14 protein-coding genes are annotated in these 21,243 nt (G+C 44.2%); 5 read left to right on the top strand and 9 right to left on the bottom strand.

What is annotated here, in order from left to right:
- Positions 1 to 13: 13 nt before the first annotated feature.
- From V6E90_RS01865 to V6E90_RS01830, 8 genes are all read right to left on the bottom strand, one after another.
- Entirely contained in the window at positions 14 to 3,184 is a 3,171-nt protein-coding gene (locus V6E90_RS01865) for a type VI secretion system Vgr family protein (RefSeq protein ID WP_332604347.1), read from the bottom strand.
- Between the two features lie 307 nt (positions 3,185 to 3,491).
- On the bottom strand, positions 3,492 to 5,744 hold the full coding sequence (locus tag V6E90_RS01860; protein ID WP_332604346.1) for a TonB-dependent receptor: 2,253 nt from the start codon (positions 5,742 to 5,744) through the stop codon (positions 3,492 to 3,494).
- Positions 5,745 to 5,894: 150 nt separating this feature from the next.
- Complete coding sequence (locus V6E90_RS01855) at positions 5,895 to 6,866, bottom strand: siderophore ABC transporter substrate-binding protein (RefSeq protein WP_332604345.1); 972 nt, start codon at positions 6,864 to 6,866, stop codon at positions 5,895 to 5,897.
- A 4-nt stretch (positions 6,867 to 6,870) separates the two neighbouring features.
- Positions 6,871 to 7,641 (bottom strand): iron ABC transporter ATP-binding protein, encoded by a 771-nt coding sequence (locus tag V6E90_RS01850; protein ID WP_332604344.1) that lies wholly within the window; start codon positions 7,639 to 7,641, stop codon positions 6,871 to 6,873.
- On the bottom strand, positions 7,638 to 8,588 hold the full coding sequence (locus tag V6E90_RS01845; RefSeq protein WP_332604343.1) for an iron chelate uptake ABC transporter family permease subunit: 951 nt from the start codon (positions 8,586 to 8,588) through the stop codon (positions 7,638 to 7,640). The genes V6E90_RS01850 and V6E90_RS01845 overlap by 4 nt, the downstream gene beginning before the upstream one ends.
- The gene (locus tag V6E90_RS01840) at positions 8,585 to 9,529 is read right to left on the bottom strand and encodes an ABC transporter permease (protein WP_332604342.1); all 945 of its coding nucleotides are present in this window, start codon (positions 9,527 to 9,529) and stop codon (positions 8,585 to 8,587) included. The genes V6E90_RS01845 and V6E90_RS01840 overlap by 4 nt, the downstream gene beginning before the upstream one ends.
- Positions 9,520 to 11,298: an ABC transporter ATP-binding protein gene (locus tag V6E90_RS01835; RefSeq protein ID WP_332604341.1), complete on the bottom strand. Its 1,779-nt coding sequence runs from the start codon at positions 11,296 to 11,298 to the stop codon at positions 9,520 to 9,522. The genes V6E90_RS01840 and V6E90_RS01835 overlap by 10 nt, the downstream gene beginning before the upstream one ends.
- The gene (locus V6E90_RS01830) at positions 11,292 to 13,094 is read right to left on the bottom strand and encodes an ABC transporter ATP-binding protein (protein WP_442881252.1); all 1,803 of its coding nucleotides are present in this window, start codon (positions 13,092 to 13,094) and stop codon (positions 11,292 to 11,294) included. Before V6E90_RS01830 ends, V6E90_RS01835 begins: the two co-directional genes overlap by 7 nt.
- Before the next feature lie 210 nt (positions 13,095 to 13,304).
- Between V6E90_RS01830 and V6E90_RS01825 the strand changes: the two genes are divergently transcribed.
- The gene (locus V6E90_RS01825) at positions 13,305 to 13,916 is read left to right on the top strand and encodes a TetR/AcrR family transcriptional regulator (RefSeq protein WP_332604339.1); all 612 of its coding nucleotides are present in this window, start codon (positions 13,305 to 13,307) and stop codon (positions 13,914 to 13,916) included.
- 287 nt (positions 13,917 to 14,203) lie between these two features.
- On the opposite strand, the gene soxR is transcribed toward V6E90_RS01825, so the two are convergent.
- Complete coding sequence (gene soxR, locus V6E90_RS01820; protein WP_332604338.1) at positions 14,204 to 14,686, bottom strand: redox-sensitive transcriptional activator SoxR; 483 nt, start codon at positions 14,684 to 14,686, stop codon at positions 14,204 to 14,206.
- Between the two features lie 320 nt (positions 14,687 to 15,006).
- Here soxR and V6E90_RS01815 point away from each other — a divergent pair, with 320 nt between their 5' ends.
- Genes V6E90_RS01815 through adeC form a run of 4 tightly spaced genes read left to right on the top strand, consistent with a single transcriptional unit; the run spans position 15,007 to position 21,064 of the window.
- A complete protein-coding gene (locus tag V6E90_RS01815; RefSeq protein WP_262757368.1) occupies positions 15,007 to 15,435 on the top strand; it encodes a DoxX family protein in 429 nt (142 codons plus the stop codon).
- A complete protein-coding gene (locus V6E90_RS01810) occupies positions 15,432 to 16,535 on the top strand; it encodes an efflux RND transporter periplasmic adaptor subunit (RefSeq protein ID WP_332604337.1) in 1,104 nt (367 codons plus the stop codon). The genes V6E90_RS01815 and V6E90_RS01810 overlap by 4 nt, the downstream gene beginning before the upstream one ends.
- A 12-nt stretch (positions 16,536 to 16,547) precedes the next feature.
- Positions 16,548 to 19,631: a MexW/MexI family multidrug efflux RND transporter permease subunit gene (locus V6E90_RS01805; protein WP_332604336.1), complete on the top strand. Its 3,084-nt coding sequence runs from the start codon at positions 16,548 to 16,550 to the stop codon at positions 19,629 to 19,631.
- The gene (gene adeC, locus V6E90_RS01800; RefSeq protein WP_332604335.1) at positions 19,628 to 21,064 is read left to right on the top strand and encodes an AdeC/AdeK/OprM family multidrug efflux complex outer membrane factor; all 1,437 of its coding nucleotides are present in this window, start codon (positions 19,628 to 19,630) and stop codon (positions 21,062 to 21,064) included. The genes V6E90_RS01805 and adeC overlap by 4 nt, the downstream gene beginning before the upstream one ends.
- Positions 21,065 to 21,243: the final 179 nt, after the last annotated feature.

Raw genomic sequence — 21,243 nt, 5'->3', positions numbered from 1 at the left:
TATTTTTTCTCTATTAGTTCTTATCAAATGGGCTTTTTAAATATTGCGGTAAAACATTTGTTGTTATACCGCTGATATTTGAAGGATTAACTTCACTTTTTTGCGAAGCAACAAATCCCCCACCTAAACTAGCTAGGCTACCATTTGATTTTGTATTCGGTAATAAACTTGAAATTTTCTCTGATACCACACCCTGTAATTGATTATTGAGCATTGGTAGCAAAGTTTTAGCACCATCAGATTTAATTTTTTGTGCTAATTGAATATTCTTCATTAAGGTTTTGGGGTCAGTAAGTTGCTTGGTAAAACCACCTAATGCAGTTTGAGCTTTTTTACTCACACTGGCTAAAAGTGATTCAGATTGTTCTAAATCTTCATCATTTTTATTAGGCCATTCAACTTCACGTTTAAAATCACTCGACTTATCCCAAGGATCACGTTGATCATCTTCAAATACAACTTTTACTGCACCTGTTGCCAAGCCTGAAACTCGAGCAAAGCCTTTATCATCCAAATTACCTTTAACGACTTTCCCTAAAGTATCTGTCACGGTGTAGCCTGCACCTTTTACAAATTCGCCATGTGCATAATCATGGATAAGTTCCAAAACACCTTGCCCGCGTTTTGGTGGTGGTGGCAAACTGGATTGAGCGCTGACGCTTGAGCCACTCATAAACAAATGCTGCCCCGCCTTCACCTCAAACTTGCCACCCGTCACAGGAAAAATACCTGAGCCATTCAGCTTGATTTGAGAACCGCCTGCGGTAATCACAATTTCTTTCGGACTGCTAATCTGAATCTGACTTTCAGTGGAAATGATCTGAATGCCTTGTTTGGCGAGCAAATCTAGTCCATCTGACTGAGCCTGAACCTCAAACTTGCCTTTGGCAGCCACCTGCTTAATCCCATTCTGAGCAGCAAACAGGCTAATTCGATTTTGAGCATGGCCAATCAGATTCTTCTGCGTACTCAGGTTAATACTATCGCCTGCAATCTGATTGATTTGCCCATCTGCAGACACATGAATATCTTCATTGCTGCTTAAACCAATACCTGCTGGCGAATGAAGCAACAACAATGCTTTATTAAATTTGGCAATCTTTGCTTCAATCTGTTCTGCAAATTCTTTTAACTGTTCTAAAGACTCAATTTCATCGGTTTGCTGATTTTTGGCGACTTCACTTAAAGCCTTGGCATTGTTCTGATTGCCTTCTAGCTGTTGCTTGGCGGGTTCGGCATCGAGATGCTCTCCTTGCGCCTGATCCTGCTTTTGGGTACTGAGCAGTAAACCATTGCCTGCACGCACTGCCCCCCATTGATCGGTCCGTAGCTCAAAACCCTCACCCCGATCTTCACTTTCAGCCTTATCTTTTGGATGGCTGAGTTTACCCAGATTCAGTTGGCTGGTGGCATGGCTGCTTTGCAGTTGCGCACTGATTTGTCCTGTGGTGTCATCAAAGCGTAACTGGTTAAAGCCTTCACCTTGATACTCTTTGGATTTGATCCCTGCCAGTTTTTTGGTATCAGGTAGTTTACCGGCATGGTCAAACTTGGTCGGGCTACGCTGTGCTTCATGAATCCGCCCAACCACAAAGGGCCGATCAATATCGCCATCAAAGAAATCAATCACTACGATTTCACCAATCCTAGGCAAGAATCGTGCACCGTAGCCTTCACCTGCCCACGGCGTTAATACATCCACCCATGCAGAGTCAGTATCGTTGTCATTGGCACCGGCACCGCTATCATGACTGTGGTCATCTGCTCGGGTGAACAGGAAGCGAACTTTAATCCGCCCCCATTCATCCACATAAATTTCGTCACCGCTTGGCCCTACCACTTTGGCACGTTGTGGATGGGTCGCAGGCCGATGTTGTAACGGATTATACTCAGGAACCAGACCAATATTACGTCGTTGTAATATCAATTGATTGGCTTGGCGTTCATCCGAAACCGCATGCTGAAAAGGGCTGCTTTGCCAATTGCTTTGTTGAAGCAAAGCTGCGACTTGATCCGTTAAATCTTTAGGCAGGTTATTTTGGTTATAAAAAGTTTTAGAAAATATTAAAAACTCTTTATCTGAACCCCGATGCTGATCAATTTCAGGATGTTCATTGAGTTCAAACCAATAGCCCACTGGAGTATCGCGAACGGTTGATGTCGCAACAAACTGCTTGGCCTGTGAGTCATAATACTGACTTAAGTTCTGATTCAGTTTTTCAATTTGAGCATTACCCGCTTTGGTCGCGCCATCCTCACCTTTTAAATCCTGAATCCAAGCAGGTGAAAAATGCCATGCCTGTTCTAACGCAAGCTGTTGGTTATCATGTTGATCGCTCTGATAATGTTTACTCTGAACACTGCCTGCTCCTTCTTCTTGTTCTAAGGCATCCGCTTGCCAACGCTGTACATGTACCGCACTTGGTTGCAGGGAACGCTGTGCCACAAATGCAGTGATGCTATCTTGTATTTCAGTCGCACTACTACGATGAAAACGAATATTACGGCGCTCTAGGGCCTTATATTGATTATTGTCATCAATGAGTCTGAGTTTCTGCGGCTGAATCTGTTCACTTGAACTAGATACTTTCAGCTGTGCTTCATCAATTAAAGTACTAATGCCTTCCGAAGCCAAAAGCCTTTGAATAAAGTCAAAATCTCGTTCATTATGTTGCATGATGAACGGCCTGACATCGTAGTCCTGAGTGAGTCCGCTTTTATCGAGAGTCAGGCTGGAAGCAAATAAGGGACTGCGTTGCTGCCATTCAGAAAAAATGGTCTGCACAACATCCACGACAGATTTCGCCATAAAAACACGGCTGTTACGACGATGCTTCCACAAGGCGGTCGGGTCTTGTACACCTAAACGATAAATGGTCAGCGAACCATCACTGGCCCCAATATCAGCTTGGGTAATAATGCCTGAGATACGTGTCAGTTCCGCTTTATCGGTCACGATATCAATGGCCACTTGACTGCCAATAAAACTTTTTAAAGGAATAACCGCATTGGTTGAAAGACAGAGTAATTGTAGATCAATGCCATGATTGAGCTGATGCAGACCATCTATACGTTGTAAGAAAACTTGATTATTTAAAGATGTGTTGGAAAATTGGGCGTGAATCGCACGTTTTTGTGCTGTCAGGCCCAAGCTTTCTAAAGCTTGAAAGATATTATTCGCCATCTTTTTTTATAGATTATCTACTTAAATTTAGCGCATTTTACTCAAAATATCGTTTTAATGTCCATACAGAACCGTCTATTTATGACAATTTGCGTCACTTTTTTGTTTGTTTTATTTTAAAACTTCGAACCTTGCAATATGAATAGTCAGAATCAGAATTTGATTGATTCATTGTTTTAAATAATTAATCAGCTCTCTAAAACAAGTTAAACAGCTGATTAAGTCGAACTCAATGAAAATCAGTATCAACCGACAATATATACATCATATACATCGCTCAATTATGTTGTCTTTGAGCTTTCAATAACTAAAAGTCAAAAGATGCCGAGAATAAGTATGTGCGAGGTGCGCCTAGCATTAAACTGGTAAATTGAGGCATCGACCAATAGGCCTGATTGGTCAGGTTTTCTACACTTCCACGAAATGTCACAGGAAACTGAGCAATCTGAGTTGAATACCGTGCCCCAATGCTATACACCTCTCGGCCAGGAACTGAAATCGTATTGATACGATTGATATATTGTTTAGAGGCAGCAGTTGCATTTGCGGTTAAAGTCAGACCTGGTACATAGTCAATATCCCCTTCTAAACCTAATTTTGCTTGTAGCTTAGGTACACCTGTTGCCATATTACCAAGCTCATCTGGGTTTTGTGTTTTGGTCAGTTTAGGCTGGATATAAGTTACGCCCCCCATCACACGTAGTCCTTGTAAAGGTGCTCCCCAAAATCCCCATTCAATCCCACGATTTCTCTGCTCACCATCAATAGAGTAAATCGGCTTTTTACTGCTGTCCTGATTTGGAGTCGAATAACCACTCGGTGTTGTAATTTCATACACACTCAAGCTACTGCTAAAGCTTTCGACATCAAATTTAAGCCCGACTTCTTTTTGTTTGGTTTTATAGGGTGAAAAAATTTCACCATAATTTTCAAAATTTGAAGATGCAACGCCACCTGAACTTAGACCTTCAATATAGTTGGCATAAAAGGAAAGGTGAGGATTGGCTTTGATCAATATCGCTGCAGCGGGTGTCCATGCACTTTTATCATATAGACCATTTAGGTTCCGTATGCCATTTGCGTTCAAACTTTCCGTAACGATATTTTGATGACGTATACCTAACGTCAGCTGGAGCTGGTCTTGGGCAAAAGATAGGGTATCGGCTAGACCATAACTGGTTAAACGTTCTTTGTTGCTAAAGATCGGAGCAATGGCAGCTCGATCTGGCTTTGCACCCCAATTGGGGTGATAGATATTGGTTAAGCGGTCGGTTTTAAAGCCTTGACGAATCCCGAACTCATCATCAAGCTCTCGATAGTGTGTTGCATTGAGGGATAGAGCATGCCCAATATTACCTGTATTGAACTTCCCACGTAGCCCCACTTCTGCTGACTTGCGTTCGTATTCAAAACCTAAGTGCGCAATGTTAAACAGGATATCTCCAGCTTCATTCTGGATTTCGCCTTTTGCTGCACCCAAAGTACTGTATTCGGTCTTACTCATGCCTGCGGCGGCATATCCCATCCATTCAGGGTTGAAATCATATTCCCCTCGTAACATGATTCCCTTATCTTTGGTGTCAAAAAAAGTCCAGGTTGGATTTAATAAGGTTTTAGGATTGGGTGGCTTGGGAACCTTCACCCCAGTTTTCAGTGTGACCCCACGATTGATCCCGTCATTCTGATCTTGACTGGTATATAGATCTGCTGAAATTCGCGCTTGCTCACCTCGCCAATCCAGTCCCAAAGACATTAATTGCGTCTTTTTATCTTGATCATCTATTGCACCTTCACCATCCCGATAAACACCATTGAATCGAACACCAAAGGCCTGATCTTGGCCAAAGCGTCTACCGATATCCAGATGCCCACCAAATTGAGCATTAGACATATAGCTTGTGGTCAATCGATTGATTGGTGTATCCGTTGCCCGCTTAGGCACAAGATTGACATTGCCCCCCAATGTCCCGCCAGGTGGCATACCATTTAACATCGCCGAAGGTCCTTTTAATACATCAATCCGTTCAAACATTTCAGGCGATGCACGGTAAAGCGGAGCAATACCATATAGACCTCCAAAAGCAGTATCTTTACCTGCGGGCGTACTGCTGGAGTTAAAACCTCGGATGGTATAGCTTTCCGCGATGACCCCAAAAGCACCCGTTGAATAGACAGAGGGATCAGTCGCAACAATCACATCAGTAATATCCCGTGCTTGCCGATCAGCAATATATTTCTCGGTGTAGCTGATGACACTAAACGGAGTGTCCCGCAAGCTTTTATCGCCTAAAAAACCAATCTGGCCTTGCGATGCAATTTGCCCGCCTAAATCGTTCTGGTTTTCTTTATCGGCCTGAACCTGAATGGTGGCTAAGGTCGCGATGTTTTGATCTGTCTGTGCGGTTTTTTCTAAATCCTCAGCATGCAATGGAGTCAGCGGAAATAACCCCAAACCCAGCATGATTTGACTGACAACCAAATGTTTTAATTTAAATTGAGGATGATCATTTCCACATTGTTTAGATATACGGATACTTGGGTCAGGCATTGAATTTTTCATGGTTTTAAGCTCCTTTGGCTTTTTTTGAGCATGACTTTAGACCACACACTTTTTTTGATTAAAAAAGTATGTTCATCAAGAAGATTTCAATCGGTGGTTTAGGCTTTAGACTGAAGCAAGCCTCACAACGGGATGCGTTAAATTATTGCCTCATGGTTGATATCCTTTGATCACATCATCGATCAAGATATGCATCGCGGTCGGACTCGCGGCTGTGGTGTACCAAGCATCGGCATCTACAAAAATGACTTTTCCAGTTTTCCATGCTTTGGTTTGACGTAATAAGGGGTTACTAACATTGTCAGCATTGATCGAGGCTCGATGTTCCATCACCGCAGTTCGGTCTACAATAAATAGAATGTCGGGATCAGCCTGTTGAATAAACTCACTGGAAATCGGCTGTCCATGCAAACTGGTATCAGCCACTGTACTGGCAGGCTTTACCCCCAAAGCATTAAAGACAAAGCCATAACGTGACTGCACCCCAAAATGACTAAATGCGCCATTGTTATGTAAAACCACCAAGGCTTTTTCAGGGCGATCCGCGGTTATTGTGCGTACTTGTGCAACTTTGGCATCTAATTCAGCAACTTTTTCAGCCGCTAATTTCTGTTTATTAAAAATCTGCCCCAACGTCTGTAAATGAGCTTTAATCATTTCAATATGATGTTGCTGACTATTATTAAAATTAATGTCATAGTGCAGTGTCGGTGCAATTTCACTTAGTTGTTTATACTTATCTGCTTGCAATGGCGTCATCAGTATAAGGTCGGGTTTAAGCGTATAAATCCGCTCCATATTAGGTTGTACAATTGACCCTAAGTCTTGCACATTGTGTTGATCCCGATACTTTTGCAGGAAGTGCGGGATAAAATCTTTAGGCATGCCTGCGATCGGAACAGCAAGTTGATCGAGAAAATCCGCTTCGTTCATATCCAGCACCGCAACACGCTGCGGATAATACTCAATCCGTGTTGTGCCCAATTGGTGTTTGACAATAAGCGGAGCTTCCCTTTTTTGTTCAGTCTGCGTCGATGCCGTCGGTGGTGGATGACATGCTGACAGTAAAATTGCAGCACTCACTGCACCTGCCAGCCCCCATAATTTGATATTTCTTTTCATATTTTCAAACTCCAGCTGAGTTGAAGTAATTGCACATATAGCCGCGTGTGCTGTTGCTAATTTCAAAATCAAGTTCATACAGATCGCTTAAGCGCTGTTCTGTCATCACTTGTTGAGTTGAACCGCTAAAACGAAGATTGCCGTGCTTTAATGCGACAATATGATCTGAATAATTGGCTGCGAAATTGATATCATGTATGACTAAAATAATCGTACGCCCCTGCTCGTCACACAAACGCCGCAAGGCTTGCATGATCTGAACCGCATGCTTCATATCTAAATTGTTTAAAGGTTCATCCAAGAGCAGTACATCGGTTTGCTGTGCGATGGTCATGGCTAAAAAAGCCATTTGTCGCTGCCCACCGCTCAATTCATCCAGATAAGATCTGCGTAGTGTTTCCAAGTTTAAAAATTGAAGCGCCTCATCAATCTGATCTTGATCTGTTGCTGTCAGCTTGCCGTGGCTATATGGAAATCGGCCATATGCCACTAATTCTTCAACCGTCATTCGTAGCTTAAAATCAGGTGATTGGCGCAGCGTGGCAACGTGCTTGGCATATTCTGCAATCTTGATCTCAGTAATGTTTTTCTGCTTAAACAGGATCTCACCATGATTAGGTCTAGATAACCGAGCCATCATCATCAGTAAGGTTGATTTACCTGCACCATTCGGACCGATCAGCGAGGTGATTTGTTGTGCTGGGAATTCAAGATTGAGCTTGGTAATGACAGGCTTATTGCCATACGATTTATGCAGGTTGTGAATTTTAATCATGTCAGACCTCTGGCACGAAGCATCAGTGTTAGGAAATAAATACCACAGACCAGATTGACCAAAATACTGACCGTGGTTTTGTAATTAAAAACATGCTCAACCAAGATCTGAGCAACAAGAAAGATGCTAATTGCGATGACACTTCCCGCCATCAAGCTAAATTTATGCTTTAACGTGCCCACAAGCGCATAGGCTGTGTTGGCAATAAATACACCCATAAATGCGGTAGGACCAATTAAACTGGTCGAAATTGCAACCAATAACGCAATCAATGCCAGATAAAATTGCATGGCTTGATGATGATCAATCCCTAAAGAAATCGCTTGTTCACGCCCTAAAACCAAGACATCTAAAGTGGCTAACCTTTTGCGTAATAATAAAAAGATCACCAATACAATCAGGGTGGCATAAATCAGTGTTGTGGGTTGTACACGATTAAATGAGGCATAACTCAAAGCTTGAAAAACAGAAAATTCTCCGGGGCTGATTTTGAGCTGAACAAACTGTGTTGCAGTGCCTATCACCATGGTCAATACCAAACCAATCAGCAACAGTTGAAACACATCCATCTGCTCATGTGTCAGTAAACACCGATGTATCAGCCATGAATAAAGCAGCATGACCAAGATCGAGACAAAAAAATGCCCCTCTACTCCAAACCAAGACAATGTTTGCGTTCCCATCAGAAACAGCAGCATGACCTGCCACAGCAAGTAAACCGCTTCATAGCCCATAATGGAGGGCGTTAAAATACGGTTGCCGACTAGGGTCTGAAATATAATCGAGGAAAATGCCACGCAGATGCCGCCTAATATGATCGTAGCCAGCCGCAACAGACGTTTAGGAATAACATGGTCAAAATCAAAGCCTGAATCCATAAACACAAATGCAATCGCCAACCCAGTCGCCATGACAATAATCAAACTCAACTTTTTATTGTTGTTCATGTACGAAGCCCTTTCAAAATCAGCATGAGAAAGACCAGACCACCGACACCACCAGCGGTCAGTCCAATCGGGACTTCAAAGGGATAGAGCATGCTGCGTCCAATAATGTCGCAAAAGAGCAGTAAGCAAGCGCCACTCAGTGCCACGATCGGCAATGTTTTGGCGAGATTCTCTCCATATTTTAATGCCACCAAATTTGGAATCACCAAGCCAACAAAAGGAATGGCACCGACGGTAATGACCGTGACTGAAATGGTAATTGCCACCAAAAACAAACCGATGGTCACCGTGCTTGCATAGCCAAGACCAAGACTCGTTGCCATGTCCTCGCCCATACCAAGCACTGTCAAACGATGTGCAAAGACATAGGTCAATACGACCACCGGAAAAATAATGAAAATGATTTCATAATGGCCTTGTACTACACGGGAAAAATCACCGAGTAGCCAAGCTTGCATACTTTGTAGAATGTTATTTTGATAGGCATAGAATTCAGCCAATGCACTCAGAACACTGCCATAGATCAAGCCAATAACTGGAATCAATACGGTGTTTCGAAATCGAATACCACGGATGATTGCAATAAAAAGCACACTGGCTAACAAGCAAAACAACATTGCAAAAATCATTTTCATAATGACCGTTGCTGTCGGAATTAGTGTTAAGGAGATCAGAATGCCAAGCTTTGCTGCATCTAACCCTCCTGTTGTACCAGGTTCAACAAAGCGATTTCGCACAACATGCTGCAAAATTACACCGCAGATCGATAGACCAACCCCAGTCAAAATAATGGCAAGCAAGCGAGGGATTCGACTCGCCGTCAAGGTCAGCCAAGCATCACTGGACTGGCTAAACAATGCAGACCACTCTAGCTGCTGAGCACCAATCAACAGTGAAAGGATACACAGCAGACAAAAGCTGATTACCAAAATCAAGGGCATTGCTGTTGTCCCGCAACTTGAGGGCTTTGTCCAATCTGCCACCCTTTAATCATCTGGCTCTGCTGCAAATAACGTGAATAATGCCCATGCGTCAAACGTAATTGTTGAGGGGTTCCCTGCTCAACGACCTGCCCCTGATCCAACACAATAATCTGATCTGCAGCAGCGACCGTGGCCAACTGATGTGCAATCACCAAAATAGTTTTTTGACCGCGTAGCTGATTCAACAATTCACAGATGATGGCCTGATTTTCGGCATCTAAAGCCGCTGTTGCTTCGTCGACCAAAAGAATCGGCGCATCTTTAATCAAAGCACGGGCGATTGCGATCCGTTGTCTTTCACCGCCAGATAAGCGCACACCTGCTTCACCAACCAGCGTGTTGAGCCCCTCAGGCAAACGGGCCAGCATTTCTGCGATTCCCGCCTGCTGAACCACCTGCATGACTTGATCATCTGTTGCACTCGGGTTACCCATCCGAATGTTCTCTCCGATACTGCCTGCAAACAGATAATTTTCTTGGAAGATCTGACTGATCTGCCCCATCAGTTGCGTATAAGGCAATTGCTTTACATCGACACCGCCGATCAGAACCTGCCCTCGGTTTGCATCAAAGAAACGGGCAACCAGTTTAGTTAAGCTGGTTTTACCTGAACCTGATGCCCCGATCAGTGCGGTCATACCGCCAGAGGCAACTTGTAGATCTACGCCTTGTAATACATAAGGCTGATCATCTTGATAGCGGAAATAGACATCCTTAAATTCAATCGAGTGATCACACAAGGATTGAACAGCATGGGATTCGTGCAAGGGTTGTTCATTTAAAATAGCTTGTATTGCCTCAAGTTGGCTCTTGGCATGACGTAAAATCTCGCTGTAACCAGCAAGCTCAAGCAAGGCATCAACAAATCGGCAAATCAATAATAAAGAAATACCCAGACTGGCAAATGCAGCCACGGTGGTGGTATCAACGGCTTGAAACGGCAACCAGAACACTACCGTCATCAACATCAAGATGAAAACAGCTTGAATCACCCAGATATTTAAAACGGCTGCACAAGATGACAATATGATGAGTTTGAGACTTGAGCGACGTTGCTGCTTGATTGCATCGTCTAAAAATCGCTGGCTATCGCATTCTCCATTAAAGGCACGAAAAACCGATTGAGCCTGTGCAAATTCCACCATCCGTTGACTTGTTTCAGCAAATCTTTGTTGATAAACCTGATCGCTATGATGCGCAATTTTTGAACTTAACCAGAACACCACGACCATAACAGGAATTGCAATGAGTGCGATCAATCCAAGCAGGCTATGGGTCACCAATAAAGCAATGACAATAATCAGTGGCGTAACTATGCCTGTAATTAAGGGGGTAAAAACGTGTGCAGGCAGTTGCGCCACAGACATCATGCCCTGCGTCACCAGATGATTAAAACTTGCCGTATTTTGCGGATTAAACCAGCCCACCGCTAAGCCAGCGACATGGTTGCCAAGACCCAAACGCGCACGCTCTAAAACGGCAATCCCCACCTGTATGCCCATCTGCTCTACAATCCGTCGGAGCAACCAACAGAGAATAACAATGATCACCAATACACTCAGCCACAGCATAATTTGATCAAACTGTCCGAGCAATAATTGTGACAAGATAGAGGCCAATAGCAGAATGCTCACACCACAAATCACGCCATAGAATACAGTGATGCCGATGTAACGATAAAAAATAGCTATGTCATCGCCCAGTAATCGAGAAAAAGTTTTTAGCATGTCTCCACTCCCTGTAAGCGTGAGGCATGTTTTTCTGTATGCGTCCATAATTGGGCATACAAGGCTCGGTTGTTTAACAGTGTGGTATGTGTCCCTTGTTCAATCACCTTGCCTTGATCAAGCACAATGATCTGATCTACATGCATAATCGTATTCAAACGATGTGCAATCACTAAAACCGTTCGCCCTTGTGCCAGAACTGCAAGTGCCTCTTGAATGGCAATTTCATTTTCGACATCTGCTGCTGCTGTTGCTTCATCTAAAACCAGTACTGGTGAATTCAACAAAATTGCACGGGCAATCGCGATTCTTTGCCGTTCACCACCCGATAGCTGAATATCGTCACCCACAATCGCAGCATATTGTTTGGCTTCGGCCATAATACGTTGATGTATATTTGCAGCTTTTGCAGCCTGCTCAATTTCTGCCTGAGTCGCAGCCGAACGCCCGAGTGCAATATTCTCCGCAATACTGGCATGAATCAGTCGTGTGTCCTGTAACACAAAGCCAATATGCTGATACAGCACAGATGGCGCAATTTCCCGAAGATCAACACCACCCAATGTGATATGCCCTTCAGTTGGATCAAAAAATCGTAATAACAATTGGGCAATGGTTGACTTTCCAGCCCCAGAAGGTCCAACAATTGCAGTAACAGTGTTAGGCTCAAGCGAAAAATTCAGCTGAGAAACCACAGGATGCTTTGCATCATAGGCATAACTCACCTGATTAAAACAAATCTGGCTGTCCTGAATTGGCGAGGATTGCTGCGGTGAAACAACATCTAATATGGGTGTTTTTAATAGTGCTAATACCCTCTGTGCCGCCCCCTGACTGGCATGCACATCGTGCAACAAGGTATGCAGCAGTAGCACAGGCGCAGAAATCGCTGGCGCAACCAGCACAAAAGGCAGTACATCAAGCGGATGTAACCAACCTAAATAAGTAAATAAAGCAGCACAGATCAACACGACACCCAAAATAGTAATCGGTGAAATGAGCGCGTGCGCATGTGCCATAGACTTTATTAGTGGACGAGTAAAGGATTTAAAGGCCTGAGCAAATGAATACACAGCTTGTTGATAAGAAGCAGAGGCCTGTCCCATCTGACCAAAAGTTTTTACAATTGGAATTGCATGAATAAACTCAACCGCAGCACTATTAATATGACCAAGCTGCGTTGCAAACTCCTGAATATTGCTTTCACTAGCATGTAAAGCTTTGCCTAAGAAAAAGAAAAAGCCCACAAATGGCAATAAGGCTAAAATTGCCATACGCCAATCCATCATGAATAGAAAAATGGCAGCGATTGAAATCGTGCCAATGGCTCGACCAAATGCTGGAAAAAAATGTGCCGTTAAACTATGCAGTAAACCAATATCATCCTGCATCAGCTGTTTCACTTCGCCAGAGTTTCGACTGGTAAACCAACCCAACGGAACTTGAGTCAAACGTTGGGTAATTTTCTGGGTCAATAAACCAGTAATTTTATGGTCAGCCAAATGAGCAATGAACTCACTGAACGTGATCAAAAGCATACCAATCAGCAAACAGCATATTCCCAGCACAATCCATGTGACGGTATCGGCAGTGATTTGTCCGGTCTCTAGAATGCTGATATCGACTGAAAGTGCTTTGACCAGATAAACAACACCGATCACAGGAACCAAACTTAACATCGCCCCCAGTGCCGCAGTCAATGAGGCTAAAACTAAATACCCACGTATTGGCTTCAATATGAAATTTAAAGGATTGGAATCTTGGGGCCGAACTTGTTCTACACGACTTGCACACATAGCAGCATCAATCCTGTGTTTGCTCATTTTTTCATTCAAGTTTTGCCACTCATCCTTCATACCAACAAGCAGCAACCTCCCATAAATACAAATGAGAATTAATATCAATAGATTTAGTTGCATTGTAGTAAACTAATTAAATAAAGTAAACGATTTGACCCTCTAACATTGTCATGGCAACATGAAAAAATTGAATTTTATGGAATACAGATGACCTCTCTCAGCAAATCTCCCGCACGCGGACGCCCAAGGACAATTACACATGAGCGCATCATGAATGCAGGTATTGAGATCGGTTTACTCAACATCACCTTTGTCGGCGTTGCTGCGGCTTTGGGGATCAGCCATATGGCTTTGTACAAACACATTTCCAGCCTTGAAGAACTCAAGTACATGATTGCTGAAGAGATTTTCACCCGATGGCAAATACCGTTACCATCTGCAACCCGTGCTGTGCCACTCAAAGATTATCTGCTTGAATTCATGCACTCTATTCGTGAACTGGTAAAGTCAAACCCAGGACTGACGCCTTACTTAATTCGTAGAATGGCTTCCACCCCATCGATGGTGGCTAAAATTAGTACGCATCACCAAGTCGTTGCTCAAGCCTACTCGTTGTCGCTTGATCAAGCCCGTTGGCTCAATTCCACCATCGCCTTTCACTGTATTGCTGTGGCGGATACGATCTATACGGTGGCAGGGAAAGCACCCACTCAAGCACCAGACCGTGCCAGTGAAGAGGCTGAAATGGAGGTCGAATTTATGGACAGTATGCAGGCTTTAATTATTGGGACATTAGCGTTGCTTGAAACAAAAAAATAATAGCGCTTGTTTTAATTTAACGATGAATTCCCGATCAAGTTAATGTCACCTGTACAAAGACGAGAATTCTACTCAATTCATTTTTATTATTTTTAATCAAAGCATATCCTGAGCGATATGCCCTGATTTTTATTTCAACAAATTCCTATTATTTTATGGCTTAGAATCTTGCACGTAGCGATAACGTCAGATTACGTGGCTCACCCCAATAGACAATTTTGGTGATGCTATTAAAGTCTCCTAGAGCTAAGCTTAAATGCTATTTATAATTATTATTTTTCAATAAATTAAAGTTCTATGATTGAATCATCCTCGCGCTCTAAAATACGCGGACCTGAGCCCTGCTCTGCCAGGATATCTTCTGGATTACGCAAACGGCATTGTTCCAAAGATAAACAACCACAGCCAATACACCAATCCATTTCATCTCTTAAACGAGTCAGCTTCTGGATTCGCTCATCCAAATCTTTACGCCAACAAGTGGATAATTCTGCCCACTGCTCCGCCGTTAACTTGCTGCCTATCGGGTAAACACTCAACGCTTTTTTAATCTCCTCCAATGAAATGCCCACTTTTTGCGCAACCTTAATAATTCCGATATAGCGCAGCACAGCCAAAGGATAACGACGTTGATTGCCATTGGTTCGAATACTTTTAATCAATCCTTTGGACTCATAAAAATGCAAGGTTGAAACCGCGACACCACTTCGTTTAGCCACTTCCCCAACCGTCAGCATCCGATTGATATCAATTTTTCGTTCGGGTGTCATGGTTCAATATCTCAAGATTACTTTAGGTTTTATAGTTTATGGCAAAGTAGTTTGTCAATTTAAAGCCTCCCATCATGAGTCAAAAACAAGCCATTTGCTTAAGCTCAGCTCCATAAAAAATGCAGAAGCATCGACACAAATTGTGCTGACACTCCTGCTAAAAATGCCTTTTTCCAGACTTTAATTTTCGAGCTCACCCCATTGACCTCAATATAACTTGAGGTTTTAGACTGCTTGGCACTGCATTATCAAATGCAATTAAGCAATTCATTTTTAATGTTTTTCAGCAGTCAGTCTGAATCTACTCAGGAAATACGCCTATGCCGTACTTCATTAAATCAAGTTTAGAAAGTCAATGGTTATGGATCATTAGCCGGTGTTGTCTGGCACTGTTATTTTTTAGCTCAGGTCTCAGCAAAGTGCTGGATGTCGATGCAGGCTTTCAAGAAATGCAAGCGGCAGGTTTAGAACCCGCTTGGCTGTTTAATTATGCCTCGGCACTGATTTTACTGGTGGGCAGTTACAGTGTTTTATTTGATCGCTACCTCTGGTTAGGTGCTGCACTGCTGTCTGTTTTTCTAGTGATTACGATTGTACTGGTACATCGCTTTTGGAATATGTCAGGGGTACAAGCACAAATCTCGCTGTATTTTGCACTTGAACATATTTCAGTGATTGGAGGTTTAATCGGCATTGCGATTGCCAGCCATTTTCGTCAACAGCTTCAAGATGTTGGAGTGATCGCATGAGAACCAAACTGCGTATTGTGCTGATCATCAGCATGTTAATCATCATTGCTGTAGCTGCTTATTTTTATTTTAAATCCCGCACAGCCGAGCATGTTTCCAGCTATCGTTATCCACCGGTCAAGGTCGCGCTGACCACCGTCAAGCAACAAGTCACGCCCCGTATTCTGTCCAGTATTGGTGAGTTAGAAGCAGTACGTCAAGTGCAAGTGTCTGCGGAAACCACAGGCGTGATTGAACAGATTTATTTTCAATCAGGACAATACGTCAAAAAGGGACAATTACTGGTTCAACTAAAAACCAATGTCGAGCAAGGCAATTTAGGGCGGCTACAAGCCAAACTCAAACAGGCCGAAATGGCCTATCACCGCACCAAACAACTGATTGATAGCAATGCTATTTCACGCGCTGAAATGGATACGGCATTGGCGGATCGAGATATGACCCGTGCTGAAATCCAGCAACTACAAGCCCTGATTGAACAGAAATCCATCCGTGCGCCCTTCTCTGGTGTAATCGGGATTCGCCAAGTGCATCAAGGGCAATATCTGGAAGCAGGCAGCAGTATTGCCAATCTGGTCGATACACAGCAACTGCTTGCCAATTTCACACTGGATGAACAACTGGCTGCACGCTTAAAAACCGGCCAAGCCGTTCAACTGAAAATAGATGCCTTTCCTGAACAAAGTTTTTCTGCGGTGGTGAGTGCGATTGATCCGATGGTGAGTAAATCCAGAACCATGATGGGACAGGCACTGCTCAATAATCAGCATCAACAGTTAAAACCAGGCATGTACGCAAAACTGGAAATACAGGAAGCCAATCTGCCGAGTCTGGTGATCCCTGAAACAGCGATTACCTATACCGCCTATGGCAATACCGTGTTTCTGGTCAAAAAAGACCACAACACTTTGACAGTTCAACGTGTTGCGGTCGAACTCGGCGAACGTCATCAAGGTTGGGTCGAAGTGCAATCTGGTGTCAAAGCTGGTGACCAAGTGGTGGTTTCAGGACAAGTCCGACTCAGTGATGGTATGCAAGTTGAACCCACAGAAAATACCTTGCAGCAGTCGCCCTCCTCCCCAAGCAAAGCCAAAGTGTAAGGGGACGTACAGATGAAATTTACCGATCTTTTTGTAAAACGCCCTGTATTGGCTCTGGTGGTCAGTACCCTGATTTTATTGGCGGGTCTATTCTCCCTAAATAAACTGCCGATTCGCCAATATCCCTTATTAGAAAGTTCAACCATCAGCATCAGCACCGAATATCCGGGCGCTTCGGCTGAGCTAATGCAAGGTTTCGTCACACAACCGATTGCCCAAGCAGTCTCTTCAGTTGAAGGCATTGATTACCTCAGTTCATCCTCGGTGCAAGGTCGCAGTGTAATTACCCTGCGTATGCAACTCAACCGAGATTCCACCCAGGCCCTGACCGAAGTCATGGCCAAGGTCAATCAAGTTCGCTACAAATTGCCCGAACAGGCATTCGACCCCGTGATTGAACGCTCCTCTGGTGAATCAACCGATGTGGCCTATATCGGCTTTTCCAGTGAACAACTTTCTATGCCTGAGCTAACCGACTATCTGTCCCGAGTGGTTGAACCGATGCTATCCACCATTGAAGGTGTGGCAAAAGTACAAACCTACGGCAGCCAGCGTCTGGCAATGCGGATCTGGCTGGATGCAGACCGCTTGGCCAGTCGGGGTGTCACCGCCGCCGATGTCGCCAATGCCATTCGTCAAAATAACTACCAAGCCGCGCCGGGCCAAATCAAAGGTGAATTGGTGGTTTCCAATGTCAATGTGTCAACCGAGCTAACCAGTATTCAAGACTTCAAAAATCTGGTGATTCGTAATGATGGGCAGAACCTGATTCGTTTGCAGGATGTCGCTACGGTTGAACTTGGTGCAGCATCCACCGAAACCAGTGCCTCGATGGATGGTCAGGCTGCAATTTTCATTGGTCTGCAAGCCACCCCAACAGGCAATCCACTGGTGATTGTACAAGGCATCAAAGATAAATTACCTGAGATCCAGAAAACCTTACCACCCAGTGTCAAAGCCAATCTGGCTTATGAAACGGCACGTTTTATTGATGCTTCGATTGATGAAGTGCTGCATACCTTTATCGAAGCCCTGATTATTGTCATTGCTGTGATCTATCTCTGTCTTGGTTCGCTGCGTAGTGTCTTGATTCCTGTGGTGACAATTCCACTGTCAATGCTGGGTGCTTTAGGCTTGATGCTGATTTTTGGCTTTAGTATTAACTTACTGACCTTATTGGCGATGGTACTGGCAATTGGACTGGTGGTGGATGATGCGATTGTGGTGGTGGAGAATGTACACCGTCATATTGAAGAAGGCTTGTCGCCTATTGCTGCCGCACTGGTGGGTGCGCGAGAAGTGGCAGGTCCCGTGATCGCCATGACCATCACCCTTGCTGCCGTCTATGCGCCAATTGGTCTGATGGGCGGACTAACGGGTTCATTATTTAAGGAGTTTGCCTTAACACTCGCAGGTGCTGTTCTGGTTTCTGGACTTATTGCCCTGACGCTCTCCCCGGTAATGAGTTCCTATCTGCTGCAATCCAAGCAGGACGAAGGCCGCATGGCCAAAGCTGCAGAATGGTTTTTTGAACGCTTGACCCACATTTACCATCAGGTATTGCAATTTTCATTGCAGCATCGTTGGATCACTGTGGTCTTTGCAGTTGCTGTTTTTGCCAGCCTGCCTCTGCTCTATCAACTCCCACAAAAGGAATTAGCACCACTAGAAGATCAAGCCAGTGTCCTCACTGCAATTAAAGCACCTCAGCATGCCAATTTAAACTATGCCGAACACTTCAACGCGGAATTGGATAAAGTGTTCTGGATGCTACCTGAAACCAGTACCACTTGGATTATTAATGGAACCGATGGCCCAGCAGCCAGTTTTGGCGGTACCACCTTATCCACTTGGGCTGAACGTAACCGTTCTGCAGATGAGATTCAACAGGAACTACAAAGCAAAGTGGGCGCTGTAGAAGGAAGCAGTATTTTTGTCTTCCAAAATCCAGCCTTGCCTGGTTCAACAGGTGGACTGCCTATTCAGATGGTGCTGCGTAGTGCGCAAGACTATGCCACCATTTATCAAACCATGGAAAATATCAAACAAAAAGCCCGTGAAAGTGGTCTGTTTGTGGTGGTAGACAGTGATCTTGATTTCAATAATCCGATGCTGAAAATTGAAGTCGATCGTGCCAAGGCCAATAGCTTGGGCATTCGAATGCAGGATATTGGCGAGGCGCTCGCCACGCTCGTGGGTGAAAACTATGTCAACCGTTTCAGTATGTTGGGCCGTGCTTATGATGTCATTCCGCAAAGCATCAAAAACCAGCGTCTGACTGCGCAAGCATTGACCCAACAATTTGTACGCACCGATCAAGGAACACTGATTCCCCTGTCTACTGTTGTGCATTTAAACGAAACCGTTGAACCGAATAAGCTGACCCAGTTCAACCAACAAAATGCAGCAACCTTCCAAGCCATTCCTGCACCTGAGGTTTCACTTGGTCAAGCCTTGGCCTTCCTTGAACAAGTCACTGCTGAGTTGCCCACAGGGTTTAGCCATGACTGGCAAGCCGATGCCCGCCAATATATGCAGGAAGGCAATACCTTGTTATTTGCATTTTTGGCTGCCTTGGTGGTGATTTATCTGGTCTTGGCCGCGCAATATGAAAGTCTGGTCGACCCGTTCATTATCTTAATTACCGTGCCCCTGTCGATTTGTGGTGCTTTGATTCCTTTGGCTTTAGGTTATGCCACTGTCAATATCTACACCCAAATTGGACTGGTCACCCTGATTGGTCTGATTAGTAAACATGGCATTCTCATGGTTGAATTTGCCAATGAATTGCAACTGCATGAAGGGTTGGATAAACGGGCCGCCATTCTCAAAGCAGCACAAATTCGCTTACGCCCGATTCTGATGACCACGGCAGCAATGGTATTTGGTCTTATTCCACTGCTGTTTTCCACTGGAGCAGGTGCACATAGCCGTTTTGGTCTTGGTGTCGTGATCGTGTGCGGCATGTTGATTGGTACCTTCTTTACCCTGTTTGTATTGCCCACCATTTATAGTCTGCTGGCACGTCAACATAACCAAAGTTCGGCTCGTGTACAGGAACTACAGAAAATTGATGCGATGGAGTACGAAGCATGAATAACACCCACGCCTTCACCACAACCTCTCAACATCGTGCATACAGGCAAATTGTCAGTGTTGGGCTGATGATGACCGCTTTGGCCTTGTCACTCAGTGGCTGCCAAAACCTTCAACCACAACCACCTATTGTCAGTGCCGATATTCCGAACAGTTATGATCATTCGATTCAAGGCAACTCCATTGCTAGTCAAGGCTATCAACAGTTTCTTGCCGATCCACGTTTAGTGCAAGTGATTGAACTAGCCCTCAGTCATAATCGTGATTTACGCAGCGCAAGTCTGAATATTCAGCGCGCACAGCAATATTATCAGATCAGCAAAAATGATCAGTTTCCAATGATTGCTGGTCGTGCCGATCTGCTTCGCCAAGTCTCCCCGACACTTGATCCCCACAATCCAAGTTCAAGCTTGCAAGTCGGCTTAGGCCTTACCGCTTATGAGCTAGATTTTTGGGGACGGGTTCGCAATCTGAAAGAAGCAGCATTGGATCGTTATCTGGCGACCCAAAGTGCGCGTGATGCCATGCAAATCAGTTTGGTCAGTCAAGTCAGCCAAGCATGGTTAGATTATGCCTTTAGCAATGCGCAGCTCAAACTTGCTCAACAAACACTGGCGGCACAATTGAATGCTTATCAGCTCAATCAAAAGCGTTTCAATGCTGGCACTGACAGTGAAATTCCCTTGCGTCAGGCACAGATCTCGGTCGAAACTGCACGTCATGATGCGGCCAACTATCAAACTCAGCTGGCACAGGCGCAGAATTTACTTAACCTATTGGTCGGTCAGCCGCTTCCAGTGCATCTCTTGCCACAACAACCGGTTCAAAACATCAGCAGCACCACAGTATTAAGCACCGGTTTAAGCAGTGATTTACTGAATAATCGTCCAGACCTCAAACTGACTGAGTATCAATTGCACGAAGCGGGTGCCAATATTGCGGTTGCCAAAGCAGCCTTATTTCCCAGTATTCGTTTAACGGGCACAGCAGGTTATGCATCGACGCAACTTAGTGATTTGTTTAAATCAGGTCATGCGGTCTGGTCGGTTGGCCCGAGTCTGGATCTGCCAATCTTTGACTGGGGCACCCGTCAGGCCAATCTCAAAATTTCAAAAATCGAGCAGCAAATTGCGCTGTCGAATTATGAAAAATCCATTCAATCAGCCTTTAGAGAAGTCAACGACAGCCTTGCTACGCGTGCCTATATGGACGAACGAATTTCAGCACAACGGCGTTTGGTCAATGCGACACAAACCACCTATCGGCTCTCAAACACCCGTTTTCGTGCAGGGATTGATAGCTATTTAAGTGTCTTGGATGCACAACGCGCTCATTATGCTGCTGAGCAAAGTTTACTAGTGCTAGAACAGGCACGACTGAATAATCAGATTGAACTCTATAAAGTCTTGGGTGGAGGTCTCGCACAACAATAACGATAGGATGTTTCAAGGATAGCTTAGGCTATTCTTGAAGCACTATATATGTTCTCAAATAAGCAACATGTTTAAGCGTTGGCCTGAATAGAAAGGTGCAGCAAAGTGATGCGTTTTAAATCTGTTCGAGTGACATACTTGTTTTTATTTTTAAAATGATAATGGCTTTAATCTCAATC

The organism is Acinetobacter sp. ESBL14, assembly GCF_036668815.1.
GTDB classification, from domain to species: Bacteria; Pseudomonadota; Gammaproteobacteria; order Pseudomonadales; family Moraxellaceae; genus Acinetobacter; species Acinetobacter gyllenbergii.
Note: the sequence above shows the minus strand (reverse complement) of the source record. Positions and strands in the feature narration are given on the sequence as shown.

Coding starts and splice junctions, on each gene's coding strand:
- V6E90_RS01845 (WP_332604343.1), bottom strand. CDS start 8,588: ATGAACAACAATAAAAAGTTGAGTTTGATTATTGTCATGGCGACTGGG.
- V6E90_RS01805 (WP_332604336.1), top strand. CDS start 16,548: ATGAAATTTACCGATCTTTTTGTAAAACGCCCTGTATTGGCTCTGGTG.
- V6E90_RS01835 (WP_332604341.1), bottom strand. CDS start 11,298: ATGCTAAAAACTTTTTCTCGATTACTGGGCGATGACATAGCTATTTTT.
- soxR (WP_332604338.1), bottom strand. CDS start 14,686: ATGACACCCGAACGAAAAATTGATATCAATCGGATGCTGACGGTTGGG.
- V6E90_RS01840 (WP_332604342.1), bottom strand. CDS start 9,529: ATGCCCTTGATTTTGGTAATCAGCTTTTGTCTGCTGTGTATCCTTTCA.
- V6E90_RS01865 (WP_332604347.1), bottom strand. CDS start 3,184: ATGGCGAATAATATCTTTCAAGCTTTAGAAAGCTTGGGCCTGACAGCA.
- adeC (WP_332604335.1), top strand. CDS start 19,628: ATGAATAACACCCACGCCTTCACCACAACCTCTCAACATCGTGCATAC.
- V6E90_RS01830 (WP_442881252.1), bottom strand. CDS start 13,094: ATGTGTGCAAGTCGTGTAGAACAAGTTCGGCCCCAAGATTCCAATCCT.
- V6E90_RS01855 (WP_332604345.1), bottom strand. CDS start 6,866: ATGAAAAGAAATATCAAATTATGGGGGCTGGCAGGTGCAGTGAGTGCT.
- V6E90_RS01810 (WP_332604337.1), top strand. CDS start 15,432: ATGAGAACCAAACTGCGTATTGTGCTGATCATCAGCATGTTAATCATC.
- V6E90_RS01825 (WP_332604339.1), top strand. CDS start 13,305: ATGACCTCTCTCAGCAAATCTCCCGCACGCGGACGCCCAAGGACAATT.
- V6E90_RS01860 (WP_332604346.1), bottom strand. CDS start 5,744: ATGAAAAATTCAATGCCTGACCCAAGTATCCGTATATCTAAACAATGT.
- V6E90_RS01815 (WP_262757368.1), top strand. CDS start 15,007: ATGCCGTACTTCATTAAATCAAGTTTAGAAAGTCAATGGTTATGGATC.
- V6E90_RS01850 (WP_332604344.1), bottom strand. CDS start 7,641: ATGATTAAAATTCACAACCTGCATAAATCGTATGGCAATAAGCCTGTC.